Here is a 23,829-nt window from a genome sequence, read left to right on the forward strand (position 1 = left end):
CCGTGATCATGAAGAAAAACGGCGCATACATCGACAAAACTTTCATGATCACGATCATGATCACGGGACGCCGGGTCTGGGCGGACGTCCCGATCAGGACAGCCAGCCGCGGGAGCGGAGTTCGGCCCGCCATCGGACGTAGGCCTCACTCAGCCGCTCCGACACCTCGGCCCGGGGCACGAATCGCGCCCGTATCCGCACCATTTTGGCCGCCGCGTCCTCCAGCGAGCCGTACGCCGACCGCGCCGCCAGCACGGCCATCCCGAACGCTCCGTCCGCCACTTCCGGCACCACCACCTCGCCACCGAGGATGTCGGCCTGGAGCTGGCACCAGTACGCACTGCGGGTTCCCCCGCCGGTGAGCCGGACCGACGTACCGACCGACGCGCCCAGCCCGCGCACGTGGTCCAGGCTCAGCCGTTCGACGAAACCCACGCCCTGCAACAGCGCGGCGTAACGATCGGCATCATCGCGGGGCGACCCCACCGTGAACCCCACGGCGTCCGTGCGCCGGAACGGGAACCGCTCCCCTGTTCCCACGAGGGGATATCGCAGGCACCCAGCCGGCTCCCGCGCGGCGGCGGCCTCATCGAGCGACGCCAGGTCGGCGCCGCCGAACTCCGCCGCGAGCGCACCCGCGCCCGCGCTCGACGCGCCGCCCGGCCACCATGTCCCGTCCGGGCTGCGATGGGAGTAGACCGCACCGCTCGGATCCCGCAGCGGCTCCTTCGTGGTGCCCTTGAGGACCAGCGTCGTGCCGAGGACGAAGTTCCAGGAGCCGACCGCCAGCGCACCTGAAGCGACCTGCGCGGCACATCCGTCGGTGAGCCCCGCGAAGACCTGCGTACCGGCAGGGATCCCGGTGAGCGCGGCGGCCCCCGCGCCGACCGCTCCGAGAATCGCCCCCGGCGGGACCACGGCGGGCAACCGAGCGGCGTCGAGCCCGCAGCGCTCGAGGACGTCCACCGGCCACTCGCCGGTCTCCAGGTCGACACCGGTCTTCAGCGCGTGACTCCAGTCGGTCGCGACCGGTACGCCGACCAGCCGGGAGGTCACGACGTCTGCCTGGTGGGCGAGTCGCGCCCGGCGCGGCACGTCGGCGTGGTCGAGCAACCACAGCGCTTTGGCGAGTCCCCAGGTCACCTGCGGCCGGGCGCCCGCGGTGAGCCATCCCGGCGCTGGCGCCCGACCGATCCGGTCGGCGTACTCCACTGCCCGACCGTCGTCGTACATCAGTGCCGGCGACACCGGCCGCGAGGGCTCGTCACCCGCGGACTCCACGAAGAGAACGGTTCCCGATGTGCTGCACACCGACAAGCCACGGATCCGCGCGCTGTCAAGGTCGCGCGTGGCTGACCCGGCGGCACGGATGAACGCCGACCACCAGTCCTCCGGGTCCTGTTCGTGCCGGTGACCGTCCCGCACACTCGTCAACGCGACACCCGCGCGCGCTACCACCTGCCCGTCTCCGGTGGCAGCGATGACGCGGACGCCCTGAGTACCCAGGTCGACGCCCAACCAGATCGCCTCGTGATCCCCGCCGGACCCGGTCCGCGGGCTGGACCCACCACCGTGCTCCACGCGGGCCTCCCTGACCACGACGGCTGCGACACTTCAACGGTAACGGTCAGGAAGGGTGCCGACTCCTCCTACTCGACCCGGTTGGTCGTGTCGAGTGGGAGGAGCCGAATAACCTCGGTGGCACCAGTTGCCATCATCGAAGTAGGTGCGGAAGCCACTCGTGCAAGAGACATCCGACCGACCGCCGACGATCCACAGCAACGAGCCCGGCTCGTTCCCGTGGAGCGTTCTCCACGACCGTCACCCGGAACTGATCCGCCGGGTTCTCGACAGCAATCCGTACCCACCCCGGCACCAGCATCGGCTGCGGCTACTTCTCGAGCAGGCCACCGGCGGTGTGATCGAGCCTCTCGACGACGCCGCGGGCGACCACGAACGCTGGCGGGAGTGGGCCCGGCCGTACCTCGGCAAACGGTGGTACGACGTGCCGTGGCTGTGGGCCGAGAGCTACTTCTACCGCAAGGTCCTCGCAGCGGTTGGCTACTACGACCCAGGTCCTTGGCAGGGCGTCGACCCGTTCGCGCCGATCAAGGACGCCGAACTGCGAGGCGCCGGAGTCGAGGCCGAGTTGGCGGGGCTGGACGAGCTCACCGACCTCCCCGACGTCGAAGTCGACCGGGCCGTGCTCGAGGCGGCGCTGTGGGGCAACCGCGCGGACCTCGGCTTCCGCATGGTCGCCGACGGAGCAACGGACGCAGCAACCGACGGGGCAACCGACGGAGCAACGCCGGGGACGATCGTCGACGACAGCGCGCGCCTCTGGTCCCTGCTCGACCCGGCGCGTCCGGGCAAGGTCTGCGTCATCGCGGACAACGCGGCACAGGAACTGCTGCCAGACCTCATCCTCGTCGACCACCTGCTGCACTCCGGTCGGGCGGACGTGGTCGTCCTGCACGTCAAGCCGTACCCCTACTACGTCTCTGATGCCACCACCGCCGACACGCTCGCCTGCCTCCGCCGGCTCTCAGCGGCGCACGGGCAGGCGTCGGTACGCGGGCAACGCCTCGCGGAGGCGATCAGGACCGGACGACTCACGCTCGCCACGCACCCGTTCTGGTGTGCTCCGTTGACGTTCCACGCGATGCCCGGCGACCTGCGGGCGAACTTCGCCGACGCCAGCCTCACGATCGTCAAGGGAGACCTGAACTACCGGCGACTCGTCGACGATCGCGTCTGGGCACCGACCACGCCCTTCGGCGAGCTCGCTGCGTACTTCCCCAGCGCGGTAGCCGCCCTGCGGATCCTCAAGTCCGATGTCGTCGCCGGCCTGCCCGCGCCGGCGGTGGAGACACTCGACGCCACGAGCGACGACTGGCGGACCAGCGGCAGCTATGCCCTGATCCAGGTCCGGAGCTGAGGCCGGTCCGGAGCTGAGGCCGGTCCGGAGCTGATGCCGGTCCGGAGCTGGATGCCAGTCCGGGCCAGAACTCGAGCGGCCCTCAGAACATCGCGGGCTCGCGGTAGTCGCCCCACTCGTCCTTCAGCGCACCGCAGATCTCCCCGAGGGTCGCCTCGGCGCGCGCCGCCTCCAGGATCACCGGGACGGCGTTCTGCTCGGTCCGCGCCACCTCCCGCAACCGTCTCAGTGCGGCGTCGACCTCGATTTGCGACCGCGTCTTGCGGCGCTCGGCCAGCACGCGGACTTGTTCGGCCTCGACCTCGTGGCTCACCCGCAGGATCTCGACCTCGCCGGTCACGGTGGAGGTGTGGGCGTTGACGCCGACGATCTTCTTCTCGCCCTTTTCCAACGCCTGCTGGTACTCGAACGCGGCCTCGGCGATCTCCGCCATGAACCATCCGTCCTCGATGCCGCGCAGCAATCCGGAGGTGATGGTCCCGTCACCGCCCATGTCCTTGATCCGGGCGAAGGTCTCCTCCGCCTCGGCTTCCAGCCGGTCCGTCAACGCCTCGACGTACCACGACCCGCCCAGGGGGTCCGCGACGTTCGCGACCTCGGTCTCCTCCCGCAGAACCTGCTGGGTACGCAGGGCGATCTCTGCGGACTGCTCCGACGGCAGGGCGAGCGTCTCGTCGAGCGCGTTGGTGTGCAGGGAGTTCGTGCCACCGAGAACAGCGGCCAGTGCCTCCACCGCCGTACGCACGACATTGTTGTACGGCTGCTGCGCCGTCAGGGACACGCCAGCGGTCTGGGTGTGGAAGCGCAGCCACTGCGCCCTTTCGGTCTTCGCGCCGTAGACGTCGCGCAGCCAGCGCGCCCAGATCCGCCGCGCCGCGCGGAACTTCGCGATCTCCTCGAAGAAGTCGATGTGCGCGTCGAAGAAGAACGACAGCCCCGGCGCGAACAGGTCCACGTCCAACCCGCGCGACAGTCCGAGCTCGACGTAGCCGAATCCGTCCGCCAGCGTGAACGCCAGCTCCTGCGCGGCCGTCGAGCCCGCCTCGCGGATGTGGTAGCCCGACACCGACAGCGGCTTGTACGCGGGAATCTCCTTGACGCAGAACTCCATCAGGTCGCCGATGAGCCGCAGGTGCGGCTGCGGCGGGAACAGCCACTCCTTCTGCGCGATGTACTCCTTGAAGATGTCGGTCTGCAGCGTGCCGTTGAGGCTGGCGATGTCGACGCCCTGGCGCTCGGCCGCGACGAGGTACATGCAGAAGATCGGCACCGCCGGACCGGAGATGGTCATCGACGTCGTGACCTCTCCGAGCGGGATGCCGGCGAAGAGCACGTCCATGTCGGCAGCGGAGTCGATCGCCACCCCACAGTGCCCCACCTCGCCGAGCGACTGCGGCTCGTCGGAGTCACGGCCCATCAGCGTCGGCATGTCGAACGCCACCGACAGCCCACCGCCGCCGTTCGCGAGGATCATCTTGTAACGCTCGTTGGTCTGTTGGGCGTTGCCGAACCCGGCGAACTGCCGGATCGTCCAGCTCCGTCCGCGGTAACCGGTGGGATAGAGCCCGCGGGTGTACGGAAACTCTCCCGGCCAGCCGATCCGCTCGAAACGCGGGATGTCGGCACCTTCCGGCGGACCGTAGACCGGCGCTACTTCGTCGCCGGAGATCGTCGTACGCCGGAAGTCCTGCCCGCCGCCGCCCGGCCCTGCGGACCGGATCTTGCGGGCTGCCGCTTCGTACCGCTCCTGCCAGCGGCCCCGACCGGCTTCGATGTCCTCGACGCTCATGGTTCCTCCCGGCTGTGAGGTGCCCTTGTGAGGCGCCCACCGCCAGGATAGTAGGACGTCCAACTACCGCGCCGTGAACACCGGTCGGAACCTCAGGATCGACGGACTCCGGGACGAGGATCAGCCCGGCATTTCCCGACGCCAGGGGAGATTCCCGGACGTCAGGGGAGAAAGTCGCCCGCGTCGCGACGGACCCGGGTCAGTATGTCGTGCACCCCCGCGAGACTCTCGTCATCGAGCGGGTCCAGCCCGAAGCGCATCCCCACCAGCTCCTTGGTGGTGGCCCCCACGACCGCGCGACCCTCATCGGTCACCTCCGCCAGGACGCCACGACCATCCTCCGGATGGGGTGTACGCCGGACCAGGCCGTCGCGTTCGAGCCGCCGCACGATCGAGGTCACCGACGTCGGATGCACCTGGAGCCGCTCGCCCATCTTGCCGAGCGGCAGCGCGCCGGTCCGCGTGAAGGTCAACAGCACCAACGCTTCGTACCTCGCGAAGGTCAGGTCGTATCGCCGCAACACGTCGTCGAGCCGGCGGAGGACGATCTGCTGCACCCGCATCAAGGACGTGACCGCCCGCATCGGCTCGACGGCCGCGTCGGCGCCGAAGTGGCCCTCCCACTGCCGGGCCGCCTCCTGAACCGGGTCGAACGGCAGGGGCCTCCTCTTAGCCATGACGAGGAACGTAACAGGGGCCTGGGCGGCCCAGGTTCACGACCCAGGCGGTGGGCCGGACCGGCTCCATACCGGGCCCGGCCACCTCGACACGGGTGGTCAGGACCAGGACGAGGACCGCGGCCTGACGACAGCCTCAGGCTCGCGACCGTCCGGGCCGGCATCCTCACGTCCGCCCTTCCGGCGGGACACGACGCCGCCGACCGACGTGGAACCGGGCGCCGCCGGGTGCCGCGTGGTGGGCACCAATCCGCGCCCACCAGGGGGCGAGGATGCCCGGGCACTGTGCGCCAGCTCTCTCGTCACGGGCTGCGGAAGCTTCGCCATCGCCGGCTTCGTCTTGCCCACGACAACGGGGCGGAGGCGTTCGATCACCCATTCGGCGACCACCCAGGTCGGCCCGGCCAGCCGCCGGAGCCAGTTGACCAGCGGCACCCATTCGCGGTCGGCGGCGAGGGAGACACACAGCAGGGATGTGCCGATCAACCCGCCGGCGATCAGATCACTCAACCAGTGCGTGTGCCGATACACCGAGACGAACGTCATGAGGACGAACAGGAACACCACGCCGATGTGCAGGAGCTTGCGCTGCCATTCCCGCACGTAGGTGTAGCGGAGAAGCAACGCCGCGACCAAGCCGTAGTGGAAGATCACGTTGGCGGCGTGACCGGACGGGAAGAGCACGTTGTCGCCGACGAACATCTCCGGCCCACCGGTGCGCGGGCTCTCCCGCCCACTCGCGAGCTTCAGGACGCCGACGGCGAAGTTGAGCGTGATGGTCAGCACCGTGCTGATCACGAGCGCGCGCATGCTGCCGATCCGCCGACACACCACCCAGGCGACGATGATCAGGAGCGGTACGCAGACCTGCCGCTGCCCGATCCGGTCGATCATGTCCGCGACGTAGTAGGAGTACGGCCCCTCGTAGGGCCAGATGCTCGCCGCCCAGGCGTCCAGCCGGATCATCGGACCGTTTCGACCGAGATCGGCGAAGATCACCAGAGCGGCGGCATAGAGCCCCACTGCCAGAGCAGGCAACGCCAGGCGCCCGGCGCGCGACTCGTCCCGGTGTTCACCCGAGACTCGACCGTGCATGACGTGCCGACTCCTCTCGCTCGACGATGGGGCCACCTCCGCGGGCGGCCGTCATGGCGTACTCGACGATAGACGGGGGGCGCCTCGGCGGAGTTCCTGCTACCGCGTCTTGTCGCGGAGCGTTACCGAACAGTTCACCGTATCCTCACCGGAACCAGGACATCCATCCCGGTTTTCTCATCCGGACGGTGCACGGTCCGAGATGCACTTTACCCAGCGTGCCTGAAAAGGCAGCAGCAGTCGGCTCAGCGAGGAAGGCGGCGGGCGGTCGGCGGTCCGGGGCGGCGTGGGTGGTTGGCCCGGACAGTGCGGACGACCTTGGACGCACCGCCGCCGCCGCCGGCGGCCTCCGCGGCGGCCTGGTCATCCTCGTCCTGTTCCTTGGCCGTGGCGCGCAGGCCGGCCCGCTGGAGCAGCCGCTGGATGGTGAGGTCGCGCTGGTCGGGCTTGCCGACGAACTTGATGTCGCGCAGACCCTGCTCCTGCGCGGCGGACTCGAAGATGAAGTGGCCGTAGCCAAGGATCCGGCCGATGAACGGCTTGTCGACGGTGATGTCGAGGATTCGCATGATGGGCGTCGTCGCGATCTTCTTGGTGAGGACGCCGCTGACGCGGAAGACCCGCATGTTGGTGATGACGAACCGGTCCATGTGTTCGCAGAGCGCGCGCCACCCCGCATGGCCCAAGATGATGAGCGCGCCCGCGAACGGCACCCACGCCGCCTCGACCGGCAGGTAGAGCATCGCGACGAACAGCGCGAGTGCGACGAGGCACTCCAGGACAGGCATGAGATAGACCACCCAGTGGTGGCGTACCTCGTCGACGACGACCTCCCCCTCGTCGGCGAGGAGGTGACGCACGATCTTGGGATCAGCGATCGCGCGCCGAAGCCAGCGAACGGGTCCGGTCACGCGAAGACGGAGGTCAGGAACGCGATGATGGCTTCGAACGCGTCACCGATCATGCCTCCCGCGCCCCGGACCGCTACCGCGGCACCCTGCGGGTTGGTGACCAGATAGAACGCGACCAAGGCGATAGCAAGCCAGCTCACCACCTTTTTCGTACCAGCTGTCACGCTTGCCACTCCTCCCGATGAGTCCTACTCGGCCCTCTATGCGTGCTGTAGCCCACTACAAACTCTAAGTACGAAGTTACCCGCCGCAAACTGCAATCGGCGTACATGTCATCGCCTGGCCGTTAAAGCCTAGGACATGGTGGCCGCCTGAGGCCGCCCGGCGCGGCGAACCCGCGAAAGAGGTTTCAGGTCGCCGCGGACCCTCGAAGCCGCGCGGATCCGGTGCCCTCGCCGACGACCTCGGCCACCAGTTCGTCGGCAGCGGAATAGGGGTCGAGCTCGCCGGCAAGCACCCGCGTCGCGAGTGCGTCGACGCGCCGGTCGTGTGGTAGCAGGTCCAGGCGTTTGCGCAGGTCGACCAGGGCCAGTGCCTCGATCTCCTCCCGGGCGCGGCGGGTCCGCCGCGACGTGAGCTCCCCGCTGGCGCGCAGATGGTCCCGATGCTGCCCGACCGCCTCCACCAGGGCGTCGATGCCGTCGCCGGAGGGTGCGACAGTACGCACGATGGGAGGCCGCCACGCGCCCTCCGGCCGCTCGCCGAGGCTCAGCATGTGACGAAGATCGCGACCGAGCCGGTCCGCGCCGTCCCGGTCCGCCTTGTTGACGACGTAGACGTCACCCACCTCGAGCAGGCCGGCCTTGGCGACCTGGACAGCATCGCCCATGCCGGGGGCGAGCAGGACGAGGGTCGTGTCGGCGAGACCGGCGACCTCCACCTCCGACTGCCCGACACCGACGGTTTCCACGAGGACGACCGAACACCCGGCGGCGTCGAGGACCCGCAGCGCCTGCGGCGTCGCCCAGGACAGCCCGCCGAGATGGCCGCGGGCCGCCATCGACCGGATGAAGACCTCGCGATCGGTGGCGTGATCCTGCATGCGTACGCGGTCGCCGAGCAGCGCGCCGCCGGAGAACGGCGACGAGGGGTCGACGGCCAGGACCCCCACCCGCCGACCCTGCTGCCGGTAGGCCGTCACCAGGGCCGATGTGCAGGTGGACTTGCCCACACCTGGTGCGCCGGTGATGCCGATGACCTCGGCCGAGCCGGAGTACGGTGCGAGCGCGGCCGCCACCTCGCGGAGTTCCGGAGCGGCGTCCTCGACCAGGGAGATCAGCCGGCCGATCGCTCGTGGATCGCCGGCGCGGGCGCGTTCGACCAGCTCGGAGACCGGCTGGTTCCGGCGTAGGACCGCGGTCAACGTCGCCCCACCGTCATCTGCTGTCTACCCACATCGTTCCGCCGTCGCCCGCCGGACCGTCACTCGCCGGCCGCCGGCACCCGTACGACGAGGGCGTCACCCTGCCCCCCGCCTCCGCACAGCGCCGCGCAGCCGACGCCTCCGCCCCGGCGACGGAGCTCGAGGGCGAGGTGGAGGACGATGCGAGCCCCCGACATGCCGAGCGGATGGCCGACCGCGATCGCTCCACCGTGGACGTTGGCCTTCTCCTCGTCGAGACCCAGCTCGCGGATGGACGCGACCGCGACGGACGCGAACGCCTCGTTGATCTCCACGAGGTCCAGCGCCGTAGGGTCGATGCCCTCCTTCTCACAGGCGGCACGGATCGCGTTGGCGGGCTGGGACTGCAGAGACGAGTCGGGCCCCGCCACGACGCCGTGCGCGCCGATCTCGGCGATCCACGCGAGGCCGAGCCGCTCCGCGGCCTCCTTGCTCGCGACCACCACGGCGCATCCGCCGTCGGAGATCTGGGACGACGAACCGGCCGTGATCGTGCCGTCGGGACCGAAGGCCGGTGTGAGGCCGGCGAGCCGGTCGGCGGTGGTGTCGGGTCGAATTCCCTCGTCCTCGGCGACGACCAGGGGTTCGCCCCTGCGCTGGGGAACCTCGACGGGCGCGATCTCGTCGTCGTACACGCCGTCCTTGCGGGCCGCCGCCGCCCGCTGGTGGGACCGGGCGGCGTAGACGTCCTGCTCCTCCCGGCCGAGCCCGCGCTTGGCGTTGTGCGTCTCGGTCAGCTCGCCCATGGCCACGTCGGTGAATGCGTCCCACAACCCGTCGAGGACCATCGAGTCGACGAGCGTCGCGTCGCCGTAGCGGACACCGCGGCGCGAGTCGGGGAGCAGGTGAGGTGCGTTGGTCATCGACTCCATTCCGCCGGCCACCACCACCTCGAACTCACCGGCGCGGATGAGCTGGTCGGCAAGAGCGATCGCGTCCAGACCCGACAGGCACACCTTGTTGACCGTCAGCGCGGGGACGGTCATCGGGATGCCGGCCTTGACGGCCGCCTGACGTGCGGTGATCTGCCCCGTCCCGGCCTGCAGGACGTGGCCCATGATGACGTACTGCACCTGCCTGGGTGTGACCCCACTGCGGTCCAGGGCGGCCTTGATCGCGATGCCGCCGAGATCGACGGCGGAGAAGTCCTTGAGCGCACCGGCCAGCCGGCCGATGGGGGTGCGCGCGCCCCCGACGATGACCGTTCTCACCCTCTCAACCCTACGCGTGAGCGCCGCCGTCGGCAGGTGGGCGCGAGCCGAGGGGCATGGAGTCGGCAGTGACGGAGAGGATGGGGCCATGCCTGAGAAGTACCCAGACCCGGCAGCCGCCCCGACCGGAGTCCCCGAGCCGGCACCTGCGGTGTTCCGTTCCATCGACCACATCGGCATCGCGGTCCACGACCTGGACGCCGCGATCGAGTGGTACGCGGAGAAGTTCGGTATGCGTGTCGTCCACATCGAGACGAACGCCGACGAGCACGTCCGCGAGGCGATGCTCGAGGTCGGCGAGTCGGGACCGCTCCTGCAGCTGATCGCTCCGCTGGACGAGGAGTCGCCGGTAGCCAGATTTCTGGCGTCCCGCGGCGAAGGGCTCCACCAGATCGCCTACACGGTCGACGACGTGGAGGCCGCCACCACGACCCTGCGGGAGCGTGGCGTGGACACCCTCTACGAGCGGTCACACGCCGGCACCTGGGGATCGCGGGTGAATTTCGTCCACCCTAAGACCGCCGGAGGGGTCCTGGTCGAACTCGTCGAACACCCCGACGCGTCCTCGGGTCCGTCCAGGTGACACACCCAGCACGCACTGCCGGTCCGAGGAGAAAAATGAGAATCCGCCGCGGTGGCTCCCCGCGAGCGAGCGCGACATGCCAAGGTTGGACGTGGAGCGCATGGGGCTGGCCGGGGCACGTCGGGATTGGCCAACTTTCTCAGTTGGTGACCTGGCGGACCGATGTCGGCACCCCACCGCCCCGAGCTGGCGACATAGCGTGAAGACGGGCACCATGGGGAGATTGGCCGAGGCGGTGAGGAGAGCAGATGTCTGAACCCGACGAGGGCCTTGACCTGCTGGACACGGGTAGTGCCGTCGGCACCTTCACGACCGTCCTCCTCGGGTATGACCGGCAAGAGGTAGACACTTGTGTGGGCATGCTCGAGTCGAGGCTTGACGAGCGTGACCGCAACATCGGTGAGCTGCACCGCGACCTGGTAGCCACCCAGCGTGCCCTCGAGGCGGCTGGCGAGCCCACCTGGGCCAAGCTGGGCCGGCGCGCCCAGGAAATCCTGCGGCTGTCCGAAGAGCAGGCCATCGACGTCGAGACCCGCGCCGAGGAGAAGGCGGCGGAGGTTCGCGCCTCCGCCCAGAGCGATGTCCGCCGACTCGGCGACGACGCCGAGCGCACGGCGGCGGAGACCCGGCGCCGTGCCACCGACGAGTCGGAGAAGATCCGCAACGCCGTCGAGGAAGAAGCCGACCGGATCATCAAGGCGGCACAGAAGCGTCGCGAGGACATCCTGTCGCAGGCGAGCGAGACCGCCACCCGGCAGCTGCGGGAGCTGGAGCAGAAGCTCAAGACCAAGCGCCAGAGCACCGAGCACGAAGTCTCGGCGATGCTCGCGGCCGCCGAGCGCGAGGTGGCCGAGCGGCGCAGCACCGTGGCGGGAATCCTGGAGAAGGCCCAGCGCGAGGCCGCCACCCTGCACACCAACGCGACCGCCGAGGCCGAACGTCTCAGGTCCCACGCCGAGCAGATCCTTCGCGATGCCGAGAAGCGCGCCCAGGAGAGCGACCAGAGCACCGAGGAGCGCCTGCGCAAGGCGAACGACCGGGTGACCCAGGTCCTCTCGCGCTCGCGCCGTGACGCCGAGCAGATCCGCAAGGAAGCCCGCGCCGAAGCCGAACGGATCACCCGCGAGGCCGACGCGAGGTCCCGCGAGGACGCCGCGGCGACCGAACGACAGATCGCCAGCCTGCGCCGCCAGCGCGACGACCTGATCGAAAGCCTGACCCGGTTGCGTGACCACGTGAGCGTCATCACCGGCGTACCCGACCAGCAGCGCGCCATGGGAATGGGCCCCGCCCGTCCTGGCGCGCCGACCGGCCCCATCGGTGCCCCGACCAACGGACCGCCGTCGAGCCCGCAGGCCCCGAGCGGCGCGGCGGGCGCGGGAGCCGGCGCGGCACGGTCAGCGGCATCCGCCGACCACCCGTCCCGCCCGGGTGGTGGCACTCCCCCCGACTCGAAGAAGTCCGGACCCTCGCAGCCGTCGACCAGAAAGCCCTCCGGTGGCAGCGGGCCAGACCGGCCCCAGTCCGGCGCCAGCAACCAGCGGGCCCGCTGAAGGCCACACCAGGACCGTCGGTCGCACCCGGCTGCCGCCATCGGCGGTAGTCGCCGTACGGTGAGACCCGTCACGGACGTCGGTGTGAGAGGTGGCTCGCAGTGGCTGGGCAGGCGGTATGGGTGACGGGCACGTGATGGCGCCACCTCCGCAGGACGCGGCGCCAGGATCGGCCCCGACAGAGACCAGCAATGGTGGTTCCGTGCACCCGACCCCCGAGTCGGCGGCCGCAGATCCGGCGGATTTGGATTCGGCGCCGGGACCCACCACCCAGGACCCAGCGACCGGACCCTCGGGCCGCCCGCCGACGGGTGCAGCGGACGAGGGTCGGACCGGGACGGCGCCCGCGCAGGGCGGTGCATCGGCCTCCAGCACCGGGGGACCCACGTCTTCCCTCGGACTGCCCGGGGCTCGGCTCAGCCGCCATTCGCCGTTCTACATCGGTTTCTTCGGCGCCCTCGGCGCTCTGCTCGCCTGGCAGCTCGCCGGCATGCTCGCCTCCGCGCGCAGCGTCATTCTTCTGCTCGTGGTGTCGATGTATCTCGCCGTCGGACTCAACCCGGTGGTCGAGTGGTTCGTCCGCCGGAGGGTACGACGCGGGCTCGCCGTCGCGGCAGTCTTCGTCGGCGTCGCGATGATCTTCGGGCTCATCGGGCTGGCGATCATCCCGGTCGTCACCGAACAGGTCACCGCCCTCGTCAACCAGGTGCCGGACTGGCTCGAACAGCTGCAAACCGACGACAATCTCCGGCGGCTCGACGAGGAGTACGAGATCACCAAGCGGGTCGAGGACTACATCACCAGCGGAGGTCTCGCGGAACGCCTCTTCGGTGGGGTGCTCGGCGCTGGGAAGATCGTGTTCAGCACGCTCTTCTCCGGCTTCACCGTGCTGGTGCTCACGCTGTACTTCCTCGGGTCACTGCCCGCGACCAAGAGCACGTTGTACAAGTTCTTCCCGCGGTCGCGCCGCACCAGAGTCACCCAGCTGGGCGATGAGATGCTCGACCGGGTGGGCAGCTACGTCGGTGGCCAGATCGGAGTCGCTGCCATCGCCGCGATGTCGGCGTTCATCTTCTTCATGTTCTCCGAGCTACGGGAGTACGCGCTCGCGCTCGCGATCGTGGTCGCCGTCCTCGGCCTGATCCCGCTCATCGGTGGCGCCATCTCCGCCGTGGTGGCAACGTCGGTCGGGCTGCTGATCGACTGGCGGATCGGTGTCGCCTGCCTGATCTACTTCGTCATCTACCAGCAGATCGAGAACTACGTGATCTACCCGCGGGTGATGCAGAAGTCGGTCAACGTACCCGGCACCGTGATCGTCATCGCCGCGATGGTGGGCGGCTCGCTGCTGGGAATCGTCGGAGCACTACTGGCCGTACCCACAGCGGCCGCGATCCTGCTGCTCATCCGTGAAGTGATCCACCCACGGCTCGAAGACGCCTGACACCAGCCCAGCGCGCCGCGTCCCCGCCCGCTGCGTCCCCGCCCGCTGCGTCCCCGCCCGCCGGCGGCAAATGACCACGCTGAGCATGCCCGCGGCGGTTGAATGACCACGCTGAGCATGCCCGTGTTCGCCAAAGAGGCGTCGACACCCGTTCCGGGTGCCGAACGCCTGCTCAGCGTGGTCATTCACCGACCAGCACGGGACATCAGGACTGGGCCAGGCGCGGGTCAGCCGTGGAGAGCGTCTCCCCGGTCTCGTACCACCCGGTCGGGCGCCGCGACACGCTCGGCGTCCGACGCTCCGGCTCCGTCGGCGCGGCCCACGCCACAGCGTTGGCGATCACCTTGAGGACGTCCGGGTGGTGGTAGACGGGGTACTCCTGGTCGCCAGGACTGAAGTAGAACACTCGCCCGTGTCCCCGGCGATAGGCACAGCCGCTACGGAAGACCTCGCCGCCACTGAACGAACTGATGAAGATCAACTCGTCCGGCTGCGGGATGTCGAAGTGTTCGCCGTACATCTCCTGCGCCGGGATGATGATCGGGCTGGGGATACCCGCCGCGATCGGGTGGTGCGGCGCCACCGTCCAGACCAGCTCACGGTCGTTCTCGCTGCGCCAGTCGAGTACGCAGCTGGTACCCATGAGCTTGCGGAAGATCTTCGAGAAGTGGGCCGAGTGCAGGACGAGCAGGCCCATGCCGGAGAGCACCTGCTGCTGCACCCGGTCGACCACCTCGTCGGAGACCTCGCCATGGGCTGCGTGTCCCCACCAGGTGAGGACATCGGTCTCGGCGAGGACCTCGTCGGTGAGTCCGTGCTGCGGCTCCTGCAGGGTCGCCGTGCGTACGACCGCACCGTCACCGAGGTTGGCCCTGATGCCGGCGGCGATCGCCGCGTGCATGCCGTCGGGGTAGATCTCCTTGACGGATGCGTCCCGTTGCTCGTGGACGTTCTCGCCCCAGACTGTGACCCGGATGGGGGACGCGCTCATGTGTTGCTCCCTCGCGCTTCAAGGCAGGTAGGTTGGTCCGCTCTGCAGGTGGATCGCGGGACCATTGGACTGTGGACTGACCCTGACGTTTCGCGGCCAGGGTCCATCATGACCTGTCAGAGCAGGTCGAGGACCGGCACCTCTCGGCCCTCCAGCGCCGACTGGTAGCAGGCGTCGATGATGCGCGCCCGCGCCAGGCCGTCGCGGCCCACGTGCGCGGACCAGTCACCGCCGTGGATGGTCTCGACGAACTCGCGGACGACGGCCCGGTGGCCCTCACCGCGTCGCACTTCCGGCCGGATCTCGGCCGCGGCCCCGCCCACGTCGGTGTAGATGCGGAGTGTGTCCTCGACGGCGTAGTTGGGGACGGCGATCTCGGCGCCACCGTCGGTGCCGTAGAGCGTCACGCCGAAGTGGTCGCCCGACTGCCGGAACGTCGCCCAGCTGGTCTCGAGTGCCAGCACTCCCCCGCCGTCGAGGCGGAGGTAGGCCGTGGCGAGGTCCTCGACCTCGTACGCCGACCCGACGCCGACCTTCGTCGACCAGGCCGAGCCGCCCAGGCCGCGGGGCCCGAGCTCGGCGAACGTGGACGCGCTGACGCTCAGGACCTTCGGCTCGCCCAGCAGGTACATCGCCATGTCGAGCATGTGGACACCGAGATCGATGAGCGGCCCACCGCCGGCCATCTCACGGTTGGTGAACCAGCTGCCGAGACCCGGGATGCCGTTCCGCCGCATCCAGTGGGTCTTGGCGTAGTAGACCCGACCGAGCTGGCCGTCGTCGATGTGCCGCTTGAGCACGGTGACGTCGCCGCGCTTGCGGTGGTTGAACACCACCTTCAGCACGCGGCCGGCCTTGATCGCCGCCTCGGTGATCCGCTGCGCCTCGTCGCCGGAACGCGCCAGCGGCTTCTCGCTCAGGACGTGCCGGCCGCCTTCCAGCGCCGCGATCGCGATCGGGGCGTGCAGCTGGGTGGGGGTGGCGACGCTCACGGCGTCGAGGTCGTCCCGTTCGAGCAGATCCTGCCAGCGCTCGTAGAGGTAAGGAATGGCGTGTTCCTTGCCGAGCTCTGCGAGCCGGTCGGCCTCCAGCCCGGCGAGGCCGATCACGTCGACGTCGGGCAGTTCCTTGTAGCCCTTGAGGGCGGCCTGTCCGGCGAACCCGAGACCGATGACGCCCACCCTCAGAGGTTGGACGGGTTCGGGGACCACGGGTTCGGTACGGGTGGACTCAGAATGGGCGGCCGCCTTGGAGGCAGCCGCCGATAAATTCTCGCTCATCGCTACTCAGTGTAGGGAGGACTTCCGACACTTTCGGGCGGCGCAGGCGCTGGCCCTTCTGGCCAACCCCGGCCAGGTCCGCGGTCGATCATGCCCGATCCGCGACCGTGCCGGGAACGCCGCGGCCCGCCTTCAGTGCGGCCGTCGGGTCGCGGACCGGCGGGCCACCAGCGTGCCGCTGCCGAAGCCGGCGGCCGTCGCGAGCCCGATCGCGGCGAACCACCACGGCAACGTCGATGCGCTGCCATCCGTGCCTGCCGACCCAGAGCCCACGTCGGCTCGCTGCGAAACCTTCGCGACAGGTCGCGGCACCGCTGTGGCAGCAGCCGGATCGGCTGATGCTGTCGGGCGCGGCACCCCGAGCGCCACGAGGTTCGTACGAAGGAGCTCGGGCACCATGCACCAACCCGACGCCACAGCAGTGGTCCCCCACACGACCTGGCCGGGCGGCGTGTAGGTCATCGGCCCCGCCGCGGCGAACGGGTAGGCGTCCTGGACCAGCTGCGTCCCCGGTGCGGAGTAGATCATGGTGTACCGCGGACCAAGCTCCCCAGCGGGAGCCTCGCGATCGCGCCGGACAAGCCCTTCGCCCGTGTCCAACGCGGCCCCGCTTTCGGCGAAGAGATCATGGATGAAAGGCGGTTCGGAGGTGTCGGGGCCCACCGTGATGGGCTCGTGGAGGCCAGGACCGGAGATGGTCAGGTTGGTCATCCCCTTGGCGTAGGAAGGCGAAGCAAGGCCGAGCATGCCGGCCACGAGCAGGACCGGCGCCGCCACCACGGTGACCAGCCAGAAGCGTCGCGTCATGAGACCCCCTCGACGTGCGAACCCACGGGACGTACGGACTACACCGCGGCATGCCACCGGGTTCCGCGGTCCCGCGCGCCAGCGCTTCCTGTCTCGCGGTCGGCGACGGTGCTCCAGCCTCGCGTCCGGCGACGGTGCTCCAGCCTCGCGTTCCGGCACCGGCTCCCTCGGCTACGCCTCGCGTTCCGGCATGGGGACATGGGAGTACGCCGCGACCGTCTTGTCGGCGTACGCGCTGGTGTCGGCCCACTCCATCGGTCCGTCCCACGTCGTCGGCAGCGGCCCGGCGGACGGCGAGATCCGTGCCACGATCTCGTCCAGGGCACGTTCGGCCGCTCCGACCCACAGGTGCTTGACCCCGTCCATCGCCACCACCTCGGCCTGGGGGATCGCGGCGAACCGCTCCCGCGCCTCCGCCGGCCTGAGGTAGTCGTCCAGCTCGGGGACCAGCGCGGCGACCGGCTTACCCGACTCCGCCCAGGCAGCGAGATGCTCTGTGCCGGCGAACCGTAGCGACGGTGAGAGCAGGACCGCGCCCTCGACCTCGGGATCGCATCCGTACATCAGGACAAGATCGGTACCGAACGACCAGCCGAGCAGCCAGATACGGGGCAGTTCGGCGAACTCGGCGTACTCCAGCGCCGCCGCCACGTCGAGCCCCTCACCGCGCCCGTTGTCGAACTCCCCCTCGCTACGCCCTTGGACGCTCGCCGTCCCGCGGGTGTTGAAACGCAGGACCGCGATCCCGGCCAGAGCCGGCAGGCGGTACGACGCCTTGCGGATCACGTGGCTGTCCATCATCCCGCCGTGGGTCGGGAGAGGGTGGACACAGACGAGGGTGGCGACTGTGGGCCGGTCCAGCGGCTCGGCCAGCTCGCCGACCAGCTTCAGCCCGTCGGCGGTCTCGAGCGTGAGAGGTGTGCGCTTGGCCGGTAGGACGCTGCTTGCCCGGATCTGCTCGGTGCTCACCCCACCGATTGTGCCCGGCCCGGCGCGACACGCCCCTACCGGCGGCGGCGACGGCGGTCGCGGGCGCGCCAGCAGGCCGTATGCCAGTGCCTGCGTTCGTCGAGGCCGGGACCGGTGAACGAGCGAGGGTCGACCGGCCACGCCACGACGTGGGGGGTCGCCGGCAGGATCAGCTGGTCGCAGCCCGGACAGCGGTAGGGCTTGGAGCTCGTGGCACCGGTGATCTGGCGTACGACCCACTCCCCGTCCGGCCACTCCTCCACCCGCTCATGACCACCACGGGGTGGGCGCGGCGACGGGTCCGGCCCTCTGGAACCACGGCGAGGACGACGGCGAGCCACCCGATCATTGTCCCGTCCAACTGTTGACCGGCGCCCGCTGGGCCAGGTACGGACGCCCGTCAGGCGGGCCGTTGGGGGCGCCGTCATCTACGCTGGTCGCGTGCCCCGCTATGAGTACCGCTGCCGCAGCTGCGGCGCCACGTTCGAGCAGACCCGCCCCATGAGCGAGGCGGGGTCGCCCGCACCGTGCCCCCAGGGCCATGACGACACCGTGAAGCTGCTGTCGACCGTTGCACTCGGCGGCCGCTCGACCGGTGCCGCCGCGGGTCCGGCCGGTGGAGGTGGCGGTTGCTGCGGCGGTGCGTGCGGCTGCGGCTGACCGCCTCGCCCCACCGCCACCTGCCACTGCTCCGTCGAGAGCCCGTACGCCCGGATCGGGGTCGTCGAGCCGTTCCCCGCACGTCGACGAGACACGTCACGATGACGTGACCAGTGGCACCCGTGCGTACTCCCCTCCGGGGCGCGGCCGAGGCGAACGCCCAGCGATCTTGCGGGCGAGTTCCTCCTTCTGCCTCTGTACCTACGACACTCCGTCGTCGATACGCTCGGCCGCCATGGCCGAACCTCGACCTGCCCGCGTACGCCTCGTCATCGTCGCGGAAGGCCGCGTCGCCCTGATCCGCCGCCGACGCGCTGGCCACACGTACTACGTGATGCCCGGCGGCGGCGTCGAGCCCGGCGAGACCTTCGTGGAGGCGGGCGAGCGCGAGGCGATGGAGGAGTTGGGGGTCGAGGTGGCGTGCGAGGAGTTGCTCGCCGAGGAGGACAGGAACGGGGAGCGGTTCCTCTTCTACCGCGCGCGCATCACCGGCGGTGAGTTCGGCACGGGTACGTGGCCGGACCTCGCCGTCCTGCCGCCGGAGGAACGCGCCGCCAGGGGCACCTACGAACCTCTGTGGCTCGACGTCGCCGAGTTCGACGGCCTCGACATCGCCGGTCCGCTGGTCGCGCTCCTCGGCCGGATCGCCTGAGCCACGCAACCGCGACACGGGCCGGGCTCACGGCGTCCGGTCGTACGCCCGATAGTGTGATCGGCCGTGCGTCTCGTCATCTGTTCGTGCCAGGTCGACTACGCCGGCCGCCTGACCGCCCATCTTCCGCGCGCCACCCGACTCATCCTCATCAAGGCCGACGGTTCGGTGTCGATCCACAACGATGACCGGGCGTACAAACCGCTGAACTGGATGAGCCCGCCGTGCACACTCCAGGAGCAGCCCGGCGAGGACGGCGAACCGGACCGCTGGACGGTCACCGGCAAGGACGGCGGTCAGTTGGTCATCACGATCGACGAGGTGCTGCACGACTCCCGGCACGACCTCGGTGTCGACCCCGGCCTGCAGAAGGACGGCGTCGAGGCCCACCTGCAGGAGCTCCTCGCCGAACATCCGGGGACGCTCGGCGATGGCTGGAGCCTCGTCCGCCGCGAGTTCCCCACCGCGATCGGACCGGTCGACCTGCTGTGCCGGGACTCCGGCGGGGCCGCGGTCGCCGTCGAGGTGAAGCGGCGGGGCGAGATCGACGGCGTGGAACAGCTCACCCGCTACCTCGAACTGCTCAACCGCGATCCGCTGTTGGCTCCTGTCCGGGGGGTCTTCGCCGCGCAGGAGATCAAGCCGCAGGCGCGGGTCCTCGCGGGCGACCGTGGAATCGACTGTGTCACGGTCGACTACGACGCGCTGCGCGGCCTCGACGACCCCTCCATGCGCCTGTTCTGACCCGCCACCGCCCGACGGCGAGGGTCGTTCATCGACCGGGGCTGACTTTGGTGGAGGGGTCCCCTCATCCAGACGGTTTCTCGATGAGGGGACCCCTCCGCCTATAGGCCCGTTGGAAGGGGCGCCCTCATCCAAGGGGCGCTCGTAGGAAGGGTCCGCTCATCCAGACACCCGACGAACGCGAAACCCGCCCGAGCCGGACCGAGCCTCAGCGGACGCCAGTGCGGTAGTCCTTCGGTGGCGCCCCGAACCTGGCCCGGAACACCCGGCTGAAGTGGAACGCGCTCACGAACCCCGACGCGGCCGCGATGCTCGCCACCGGCAGGTCGGTCCGCTCCAGCAGCCGAGCCGCGTGGCGCAGCCTGGCGTCGCGGACGGCCTGCATCGGCGTACGACCGGTCTGCTGCGAGAACAGATGGGCGAGCCGCGACGGCGACAGCGCCACATGGTCGGCCAACGAGCCCACGGTGTGGGGTGCCGCGGGATCAGCCACGACCAGCGCCTCGACCTGGGTGACCCGCGGGTCGACCTCGCCGCTCAAGGGCCCGCCGTGGCGTTCGCCAAGCGCTGATCCGGTCGCTGTCGTGGCGAGAACCAGCACCTCCTCGACCCTGCCGAGGACGAGCTCGCGGGCCGGCGTGCCCGCTGCGACCGCGGGCGGTACGGTCCGCCCCTCGGCGGTGGCGGCCACGGGTGGCGGGCCATGCCCGGACCAGCGGGCGTCGGCATGCAGCCGCCGGAACGCGGCGTCGATCCGGTCTCGGACGACTGCCGGTACGCCGGCCACCAAAAAGACCTGCTCCCCCACCGCGTACGGCTCCAGCCACGACGGCCACGTCACCCGCGCCGGGTAGTGGACCCACCAGAACGACCACCGGCGCGCGCCGGGTGCCACCGCATAGGAGTGTGCGACCCGAGGACCGAGCACGACGAGGTCGCCGCGTACGGCGGTGACCTCGACGCCGCCCTGTTCGAAGTGACCCGCTCCGTCCATGGTCCAGGCCAGCAGCGTGCTCTCCGCGCCGCGGGCCCGGTGGACCGCGTAGTCCGGGCCGACGTCGAACCGCCCCGCGAGGACCAGTTCGGCCGGCGGTGCGGGCGTACCACCTGACTCCTCAGCAGAATCAGACAGCTCCGCAGCGTCCACGGGCATCCCCTTATGGCAGCACTCGCCGTAACGTCGAGGTAGTCGTCAAAGGTCCGCGCACCGAGGAGGTCGCATGACATCCACCCAGCAGAGCGTATCGACGGCGATCCCGCCGGGCGGGTCGACGACCCCGCCGGGCACGTCGACCCCGGTCGCGTCGGACGTCCTCAGTGCGGAGGATCGCGCGCGGTTCGCCACGGACGGGTTCGCCGTCATCAAGGGCCTGTTCACCGCTGCGGAGGTCGGGGAGATCCGCGACGAGTTCATGGCGATCCATGCCGCTGGGCCGGTGCCGGGCCACTTCGAACCGGCGACGTCGAACCCGGACGGCCCGACCGACGTGCTCCGCAGGTTTCCCCGGGTCATGCACCCGCACCAGTTCAACGCTTTGGCGCTGCGTTACCTGCTCGACTCCCGCGTACGCAGCATCCTCACCGAGCTGCTCGGCGAGGAGCCACTGGCCGCCCAGAGCATGTTCTACTTCAAGCCGCCGGGCGCCCGCGGCCAGGCACTTCACCAGGACAACTTCTACCTGCGGGTCGAGCCGGGCACCTGCGTCGCCGCATGGTTGGCCTGCGACGTCATCGACCGGGCCAACGGTGGGCTGGAGGTCGTTCCGGGTACGCACCTGATGGACGTGTTCTGCCCCGAGGACGCGGACATGGACGTGTCCTTCACCCGGGAGTACGTGCCTCCGCCGCCGGGGCTCGCGCCGGTGCCTGTCGACATGGAGCCGGGCGACATGCTGTTCTTCAACGGCAGCCTCGTGCACGGATCCGGGCCCAACGCCACGACCGACCGGTTCCGGCGTTCGTTCATCTGTCATTACGTCGGGCGGGAGTCCTGCGACCGGATCTCGCGGCACTACAAGACCCTCACCATGGACGGCGCCCCGGTCGAGCTGGCCGAAAGTGTCGGCGGCGGCCCGTGCGGCACCGAGGACCTGGTGGCCGGACCCCACTGACCGGCACGCGCACGTCGACGGCGAGCTGTGAGGTCCTGTCGCGGCCACCGGCGGCGTTGCCCAGGGATCGCTAGCGTGGAGCCGTGACGTCGAACAGCCCGGTCTCCGTGCCAGACCCCGCGCCTGTCGACGTGCCGTCGCGGCCACGGGTGCTCGTCGTCGGCGCCGGCGTCATCGGACTCACCTGCGCGGTGCGGCTCGCGGAGGCGGGATACGAGGTCAACGTCGTCGCCCGCGATCTCCCCCTCGAGACGACCTCCGCCGTCGCGGCAGCGCTGTGGTACCCGTACCGCGCGTTCCCGCTGGACCGCGTGACCGGGTGGGGCGCGACGTCGTACGACGAATTCGCCCGGATCGCCGAGGCCACACCGGCCGCCGGGGTACGCATGCGGACCGGTCGTGAGCTTCTCCGCACCCCCGGCGAGCCGCCCTGGTGGAGCTCAGCGGTCCCCGATCTCCGCCCGGTGAGCGCACCGCCGGCGGGATACTCGGGCGGCTGGGAGTTCGCGACGCCGGTCGTCGACATGAGCGTCTATCTGCCGTGGCTCACCGGGCGCCTCGACGCGCTCGGCGGCACCGTCACCCGGCACGCACTCGCCGGACTGCCCAACACCGCCCCGATCGTCGTCGACTGCGCGGGCCTCGGCGCTCGCCTGCTGGCCGACGACGACACGGTGACCCCGGTCCGCGGCCAGGTCTGCGTCCTCGAACAGGTCGGCCTCACCGAATGGTTGATCGCCGAGAACACCCCTTCACGCCCCATCTATGTCGTTCCGCGGCTGCACGACATCGTGGTCGGCGGCACGGCGGAGCCTGGTGACTGGGAGGCCCGCCCGCGCGAGGAGACCGCCCGCGAGCTGCTCACCCAGGCGCGGGCCCTCGTTCCCGTCCTGGCGAAGGCGCGCGTACTCCGGCACCGGGTCGGGCTGCGACCGGCCCGACCGAACGTCCGTCTGGAGCCCCTGCACCTCCCCGGTGGCCGGCTCGTCGTGCACTGCTACGGCCACGGCGGAGCCGGTGTCACCCTGTCGTGGGGCTGCGCCGACGAGGTGGTCGAGCGGGTCCGCGCACGCGCGCCGACCTGATGCTGCGAACGCCGACCGCCTCATGTAACCGGACGCCGATCCTGCGGCTACGGTGTGCTCGACGCCCTGTTTCAGGGGAAACCTCGGGTCAGGCAACCCCCGGACCTGGTCATCCGGGCCACGGTACGAAAGGAGCCGCCGTGGACGACGGCGAACGCCTTCCCGCCCACCCGCCACCGGCCAGCGAGCCCCCCGACACTTCCGCGCTCCGCGCCTCCGACGCCGAGCGCGACCGCGTGGTCGAACTGCTGAGCGAGCATGCCGCCGTCGGCCGGCTCACCCTTGCCGAGCTGGAGGAACGCGCCCAGAAGGCCTACGACGCCAAGACCCGCAGCGAACTCGACGCCCTCACCCGGGACATGCCCGACCAGCCGACCGCCGACCAGCCGACTGTCGACCGGCCGACTGTCGACCGGCACGCCGTCGAACGACCGCGTCGCCGCGTCACCCGCTGGTTCGTCGCGATCATGGGTGGCTCCAACCGGCGGGGGCGGTTCCGGCTGAGCGGCACGGTGCACTCGATCGCCGTCATGGGCGGCGACACCGTGGACCTGCGCGACGCCGAGATCGACGGCGACGAGGTACTCATCAACGCGTTCGCCGTGATGGGCGGGACCGACATCTACGTCCCCGACAGTGTCGAGGTGATCGTCGAAGGTTTCGCACTGATGGGCGGCAACGACGAACGCGGCAGCCGCCGCCCCGCCCGTCCCGGAGCACCGGTCATCCGGATCCGTGCGTACTCCCTGATGGGTGGAATCGACGTGTGGCGGCTGCCGGCCGAGGCCAAGGGCAAGTCGCTCAAGGAGGCCCGCCGGGCAGCACGCCAGCTCGAACGCGGCCGCTGACACCACGAGCGCCTCCTTCACCCACTCGCTCGCAGGCAGACGCTGCCGCTCCATCCACCTCGTCCCCGGCCCACCGGCG

At 70.2% G+C, this 23,829-nt stretch carries 24 protein-coding genes; 10 read left to right on the top strand and 14 right to left on the bottom strand.

Translation table 11 applies throughout. The features are described from left to right. Positions 1-93 precede the first annotated feature (93 nt). The gene (locus ABN034_RS10750) at positions 94-1,581 is read right to left on the bottom strand and encodes an FGGY-family carbohydrate kinase (protein WP_349690847.1); all 1,488 of its coding nucleotides are present in this window, start codon (positions 1,579-1,581) and stop codon (positions 94-96) included. Between the two features lie 145 nt (positions 1,582-1,726). Between ABN034_RS10750 and ABN034_RS10755 the strand changes: the two genes are divergently transcribed. After that, positions 1,727-2,938, top strand: a complete 1,212-nt coding sequence (locus ABN034_RS10755) for a damage-control phosphatase ARMT1 family protein (protein WP_349690848.1) — start codon at positions 1,727-1,729, stop codon at positions 2,936-2,938. Positions 2,939-3,020: 82 nt separating this feature from the next. Here the strand turns inward: ABN034_RS10755 and icmA are convergent, their stop codons facing one another. The 7 genes from icmA to ABN034_RS10790 all read right to left on the bottom strand — a co-directional run bounded on the left by icmA (position 3,021) and on the right by ABN034_RS10790 (position 10,023). Beyond that, a complete protein-coding gene (gene icmA / locus ABN034_RS10760; RefSeq protein ID WP_349690849.1) occupies positions 3,021-4,727 on the bottom strand; it encodes a coenzyme B12-dependent isobutyryl-CoA mutase large subunit in 1,707 nt (568 codons plus the stop codon). 161 nt (positions 4,728-4,888) lie between these two features. Further along, the gene (locus ABN034_RS10765; RefSeq protein ID WP_349690850.1) at positions 4,889-5,404 is read right to left on the bottom strand and encodes a MarR family winged helix-turn-helix transcriptional regulator; all 516 of its coding nucleotides are present in this window, start codon (positions 5,402-5,404) and stop codon (positions 4,889-4,891) included. Between the two features lie 99 nt (positions 5,405-5,503). Next, positions 5,504-6,499 carry a phosphatase PAP2 family protein gene (locus ABN034_RS10770; RefSeq protein WP_349690851.1) on the bottom strand — a complete coding sequence of 332 codons (996 nt, stop codon included), beginning with the start codon at positions 6,497-6,499 and terminating at the stop codon, positions 5,504-5,506. A 245-nt stretch (positions 6,500-6,744) separates the two neighbouring features. After that, on the bottom strand, positions 6,745-7,410 hold the full coding sequence (locus ABN034_RS10775) for a PH domain-containing protein (RefSeq protein WP_349690852.1): 666 nt from the start codon (positions 7,408-7,410) through the stop codon (positions 6,745-6,747). Then, positions 7,407-7,574 carry a hypothetical protein gene (locus ABN034_RS10780; RefSeq protein WP_349326053.1) on the bottom strand — a complete coding sequence of 56 codons (168 nt, stop codon included), beginning with the start codon at positions 7,572-7,574 and terminating at the stop codon, positions 7,407-7,409. Before ABN034_RS10780 ends, ABN034_RS10775 begins: the two co-directional genes overlap by 4 nt. Before the next feature lie 185 nt (positions 7,575-7,759). Beyond that, entirely contained in the window at positions 7,760-8,773 is a 1,014-nt protein-coding gene (gene meaB, locus ABN034_RS10785; protein WP_349690853.1) for a methylmalonyl Co-A mutase-associated GTPase MeaB, read from the bottom strand. Positions 8,774-8,832: 59 nt separating this feature from the next. Beyond that, the gene (locus ABN034_RS10790) at positions 8,833-10,023 is read right to left on the bottom strand and encodes an acetyl-CoA C-acetyltransferase (protein ID WP_349690854.1); all 1,191 of its coding nucleotides are present in this window, start codon (positions 10,021-10,023) and stop codon (positions 8,833-8,835) included. Between the two features lie 88 nt (positions 10,024-10,111). Here ABN034_RS10790 and mce point away from each other — a divergent pair, with 88 nt between their 5' ends. From mce to ABN034_RS10805, 3 genes are all read left to right on the top strand, one after another. Beyond that, positions 10,112-10,606, top strand: coding sequence for a methylmalonyl-CoA epimerase (gene mce / locus ABN034_RS10795; protein ID WP_349690855.1), 495 nt, complete (start codon positions 10,112-10,114; stop codon positions 10,604-10,606). Positions 10,607-10,854: 248 nt separating this feature from the next. Next, positions 10,855-12,159 (top strand): hypothetical protein, encoded by a 1,305-nt coding sequence (locus ABN034_RS10800; protein ID WP_349690856.1) that lies wholly within the window; start codon positions 10,855-10,857, stop codon positions 12,157-12,159. 202 nt (positions 12,160-12,361) lie between these two features. Further along, complete coding sequence (locus ABN034_RS10805; RefSeq protein WP_349690857.1) at positions 12,362-13,603, top strand: AI-2E family transporter; 1,242 nt, start codon at positions 12,362-12,364, stop codon at positions 13,601-13,603. Between the two features lie 205 nt (positions 13,604-13,808). On the opposite strand, the gene ABN034_RS10810 is transcribed toward ABN034_RS10805, so the two are convergent. The 5 genes from ABN034_RS10810 to ABN034_RS10830 all read right to left on the bottom strand — a co-directional run bounded on the left by ABN034_RS10810 (position 13,809) and on the right by ABN034_RS10830 (position 17,913). Further along, complete coding sequence (locus ABN034_RS10810; protein WP_349690858.1) at positions 13,809-14,594, bottom strand: ThuA domain-containing protein; 786 nt, start codon at positions 14,592-14,594, stop codon at positions 13,809-13,811. A 116-nt stretch (positions 14,595-14,710) separates the two neighbouring features. Next, positions 14,711-15,874 carry a Gfo/Idh/MocA family protein gene (locus tag ABN034_RS10815; RefSeq protein ID WP_349690859.1) on the bottom strand — a complete coding sequence of 388 codons (1,164 nt, stop codon included), beginning with the start codon at positions 15,872-15,874 and terminating at the stop codon, positions 14,711-14,713. Between the two features lie 132 nt (positions 15,875-16,006). Beyond that, positions 16,007-16,681, bottom strand: a complete 675-nt coding sequence (locus tag ABN034_RS10820; protein ID WP_349690860.1) for a hypothetical protein — start codon at positions 16,679-16,681, stop codon at positions 16,007-16,009. Between the two features lie 171 nt (positions 16,682-16,852). Beyond that, positions 16,853-17,650, bottom strand: coding sequence for an alpha/beta hydrolase (locus tag ABN034_RS10825; protein ID WP_349690861.1), 798 nt, complete (start codon positions 17,648-17,650; stop codon positions 16,853-16,855). Between the two features lie 35 nt (positions 17,651-17,685). Further along, the gene (locus ABN034_RS10830; protein WP_349326043.1) at positions 17,686-17,913 is read right to left on the bottom strand and encodes an Rv1322 family protein; all 228 of its coding nucleotides are present in this window, start codon (positions 17,911-17,913) and stop codon (positions 17,686-17,688) included. A gap of 178 nt (positions 17,914-18,091) precedes the next feature. Here ABN034_RS10830 and ABN034_RS10835 point away from each other — a divergent pair, with 178 nt between their 5' ends. The 3 genes from ABN034_RS10835 (at position 18,092) to nucS (ending at position 19,706) form a co-directional block, all read left to right on the top strand. Then, positions 18,092-18,310, top strand: coding sequence for an FmdB family zinc ribbon protein (locus ABN034_RS10835; protein WP_349690862.1), 219 nt, complete (start codon positions 18,092-18,094; stop codon positions 18,308-18,310). Between the two features lie 235 nt (positions 18,311-18,545). Beyond that, positions 18,546-18,962, top strand: coding sequence for an NUDIX domain-containing protein (locus ABN034_RS10840; RefSeq protein WP_349690863.1), 417 nt, complete (start codon positions 18,546-18,548; stop codon positions 18,960-18,962). A gap of 66 nt (positions 18,963-19,028) precedes the next feature. Then, a complete protein-coding gene (gene nucS, locus ABN034_RS10845) occupies positions 19,029-19,706 on the top strand; it encodes an endonuclease NucS (protein ID WP_349690864.1) in 678 nt (225 codons plus the stop codon). Positions 19,707-19,914: 208 nt separating this feature from the next. Here nucS and ABN034_RS10850 read toward each other — a convergent pair whose 3' ends face one another. Further along, positions 19,915-20,859, bottom strand: coding sequence for a helix-turn-helix domain-containing protein (locus tag ABN034_RS10850; protein WP_349690865.1), 945 nt, complete (start codon positions 20,857-20,859; stop codon positions 19,915-19,917). Between the two features lie 67 nt (positions 20,860-20,926). On the opposite strand from ABN034_RS10850, the gene ABN034_RS10855 reads away from it, so the two are divergent. From ABN034_RS10855 to ABN034_RS10865, 3 genes are all read left to right on the top strand, one after another. Further along, positions 20,927-21,817, top strand: coding sequence for a phytanoyl-CoA dioxygenase family protein (locus ABN034_RS10855; RefSeq protein WP_349690866.1), 891 nt, complete (start codon positions 20,927-20,929; stop codon positions 21,815-21,817). 83 nt (positions 21,818-21,900) lie between these two features. After that, on the top strand, positions 21,901-22,902 hold the full coding sequence (locus tag ABN034_RS10860; RefSeq protein ID WP_349690867.1) for an FAD-dependent oxidoreductase: 1,002 nt from the start codon (positions 21,901-21,903) through the stop codon (positions 22,900-22,902). A gap of 140 nt (positions 22,903-23,042) precedes the next feature. Beyond that, positions 23,043-23,750, top strand: a complete 708-nt coding sequence (locus ABN034_RS10865; protein WP_349690868.1) for a DUF1707 SHOCT-like domain-containing protein — start codon at positions 23,043-23,045, stop codon at positions 23,748-23,750. Positions 23,751-23,829 lie beyond the last annotated feature (79 nt).

Source organism: Actinopolymorpha sp. B11F2, from assembly GCF_040195635.1.
Taxonomy (GTDB): domain Bacteria; phylum Actinomycetota; class Actinomycetes; order Propionibacteriales; family Actinopolymorphaceae; genus Thermasporomyces.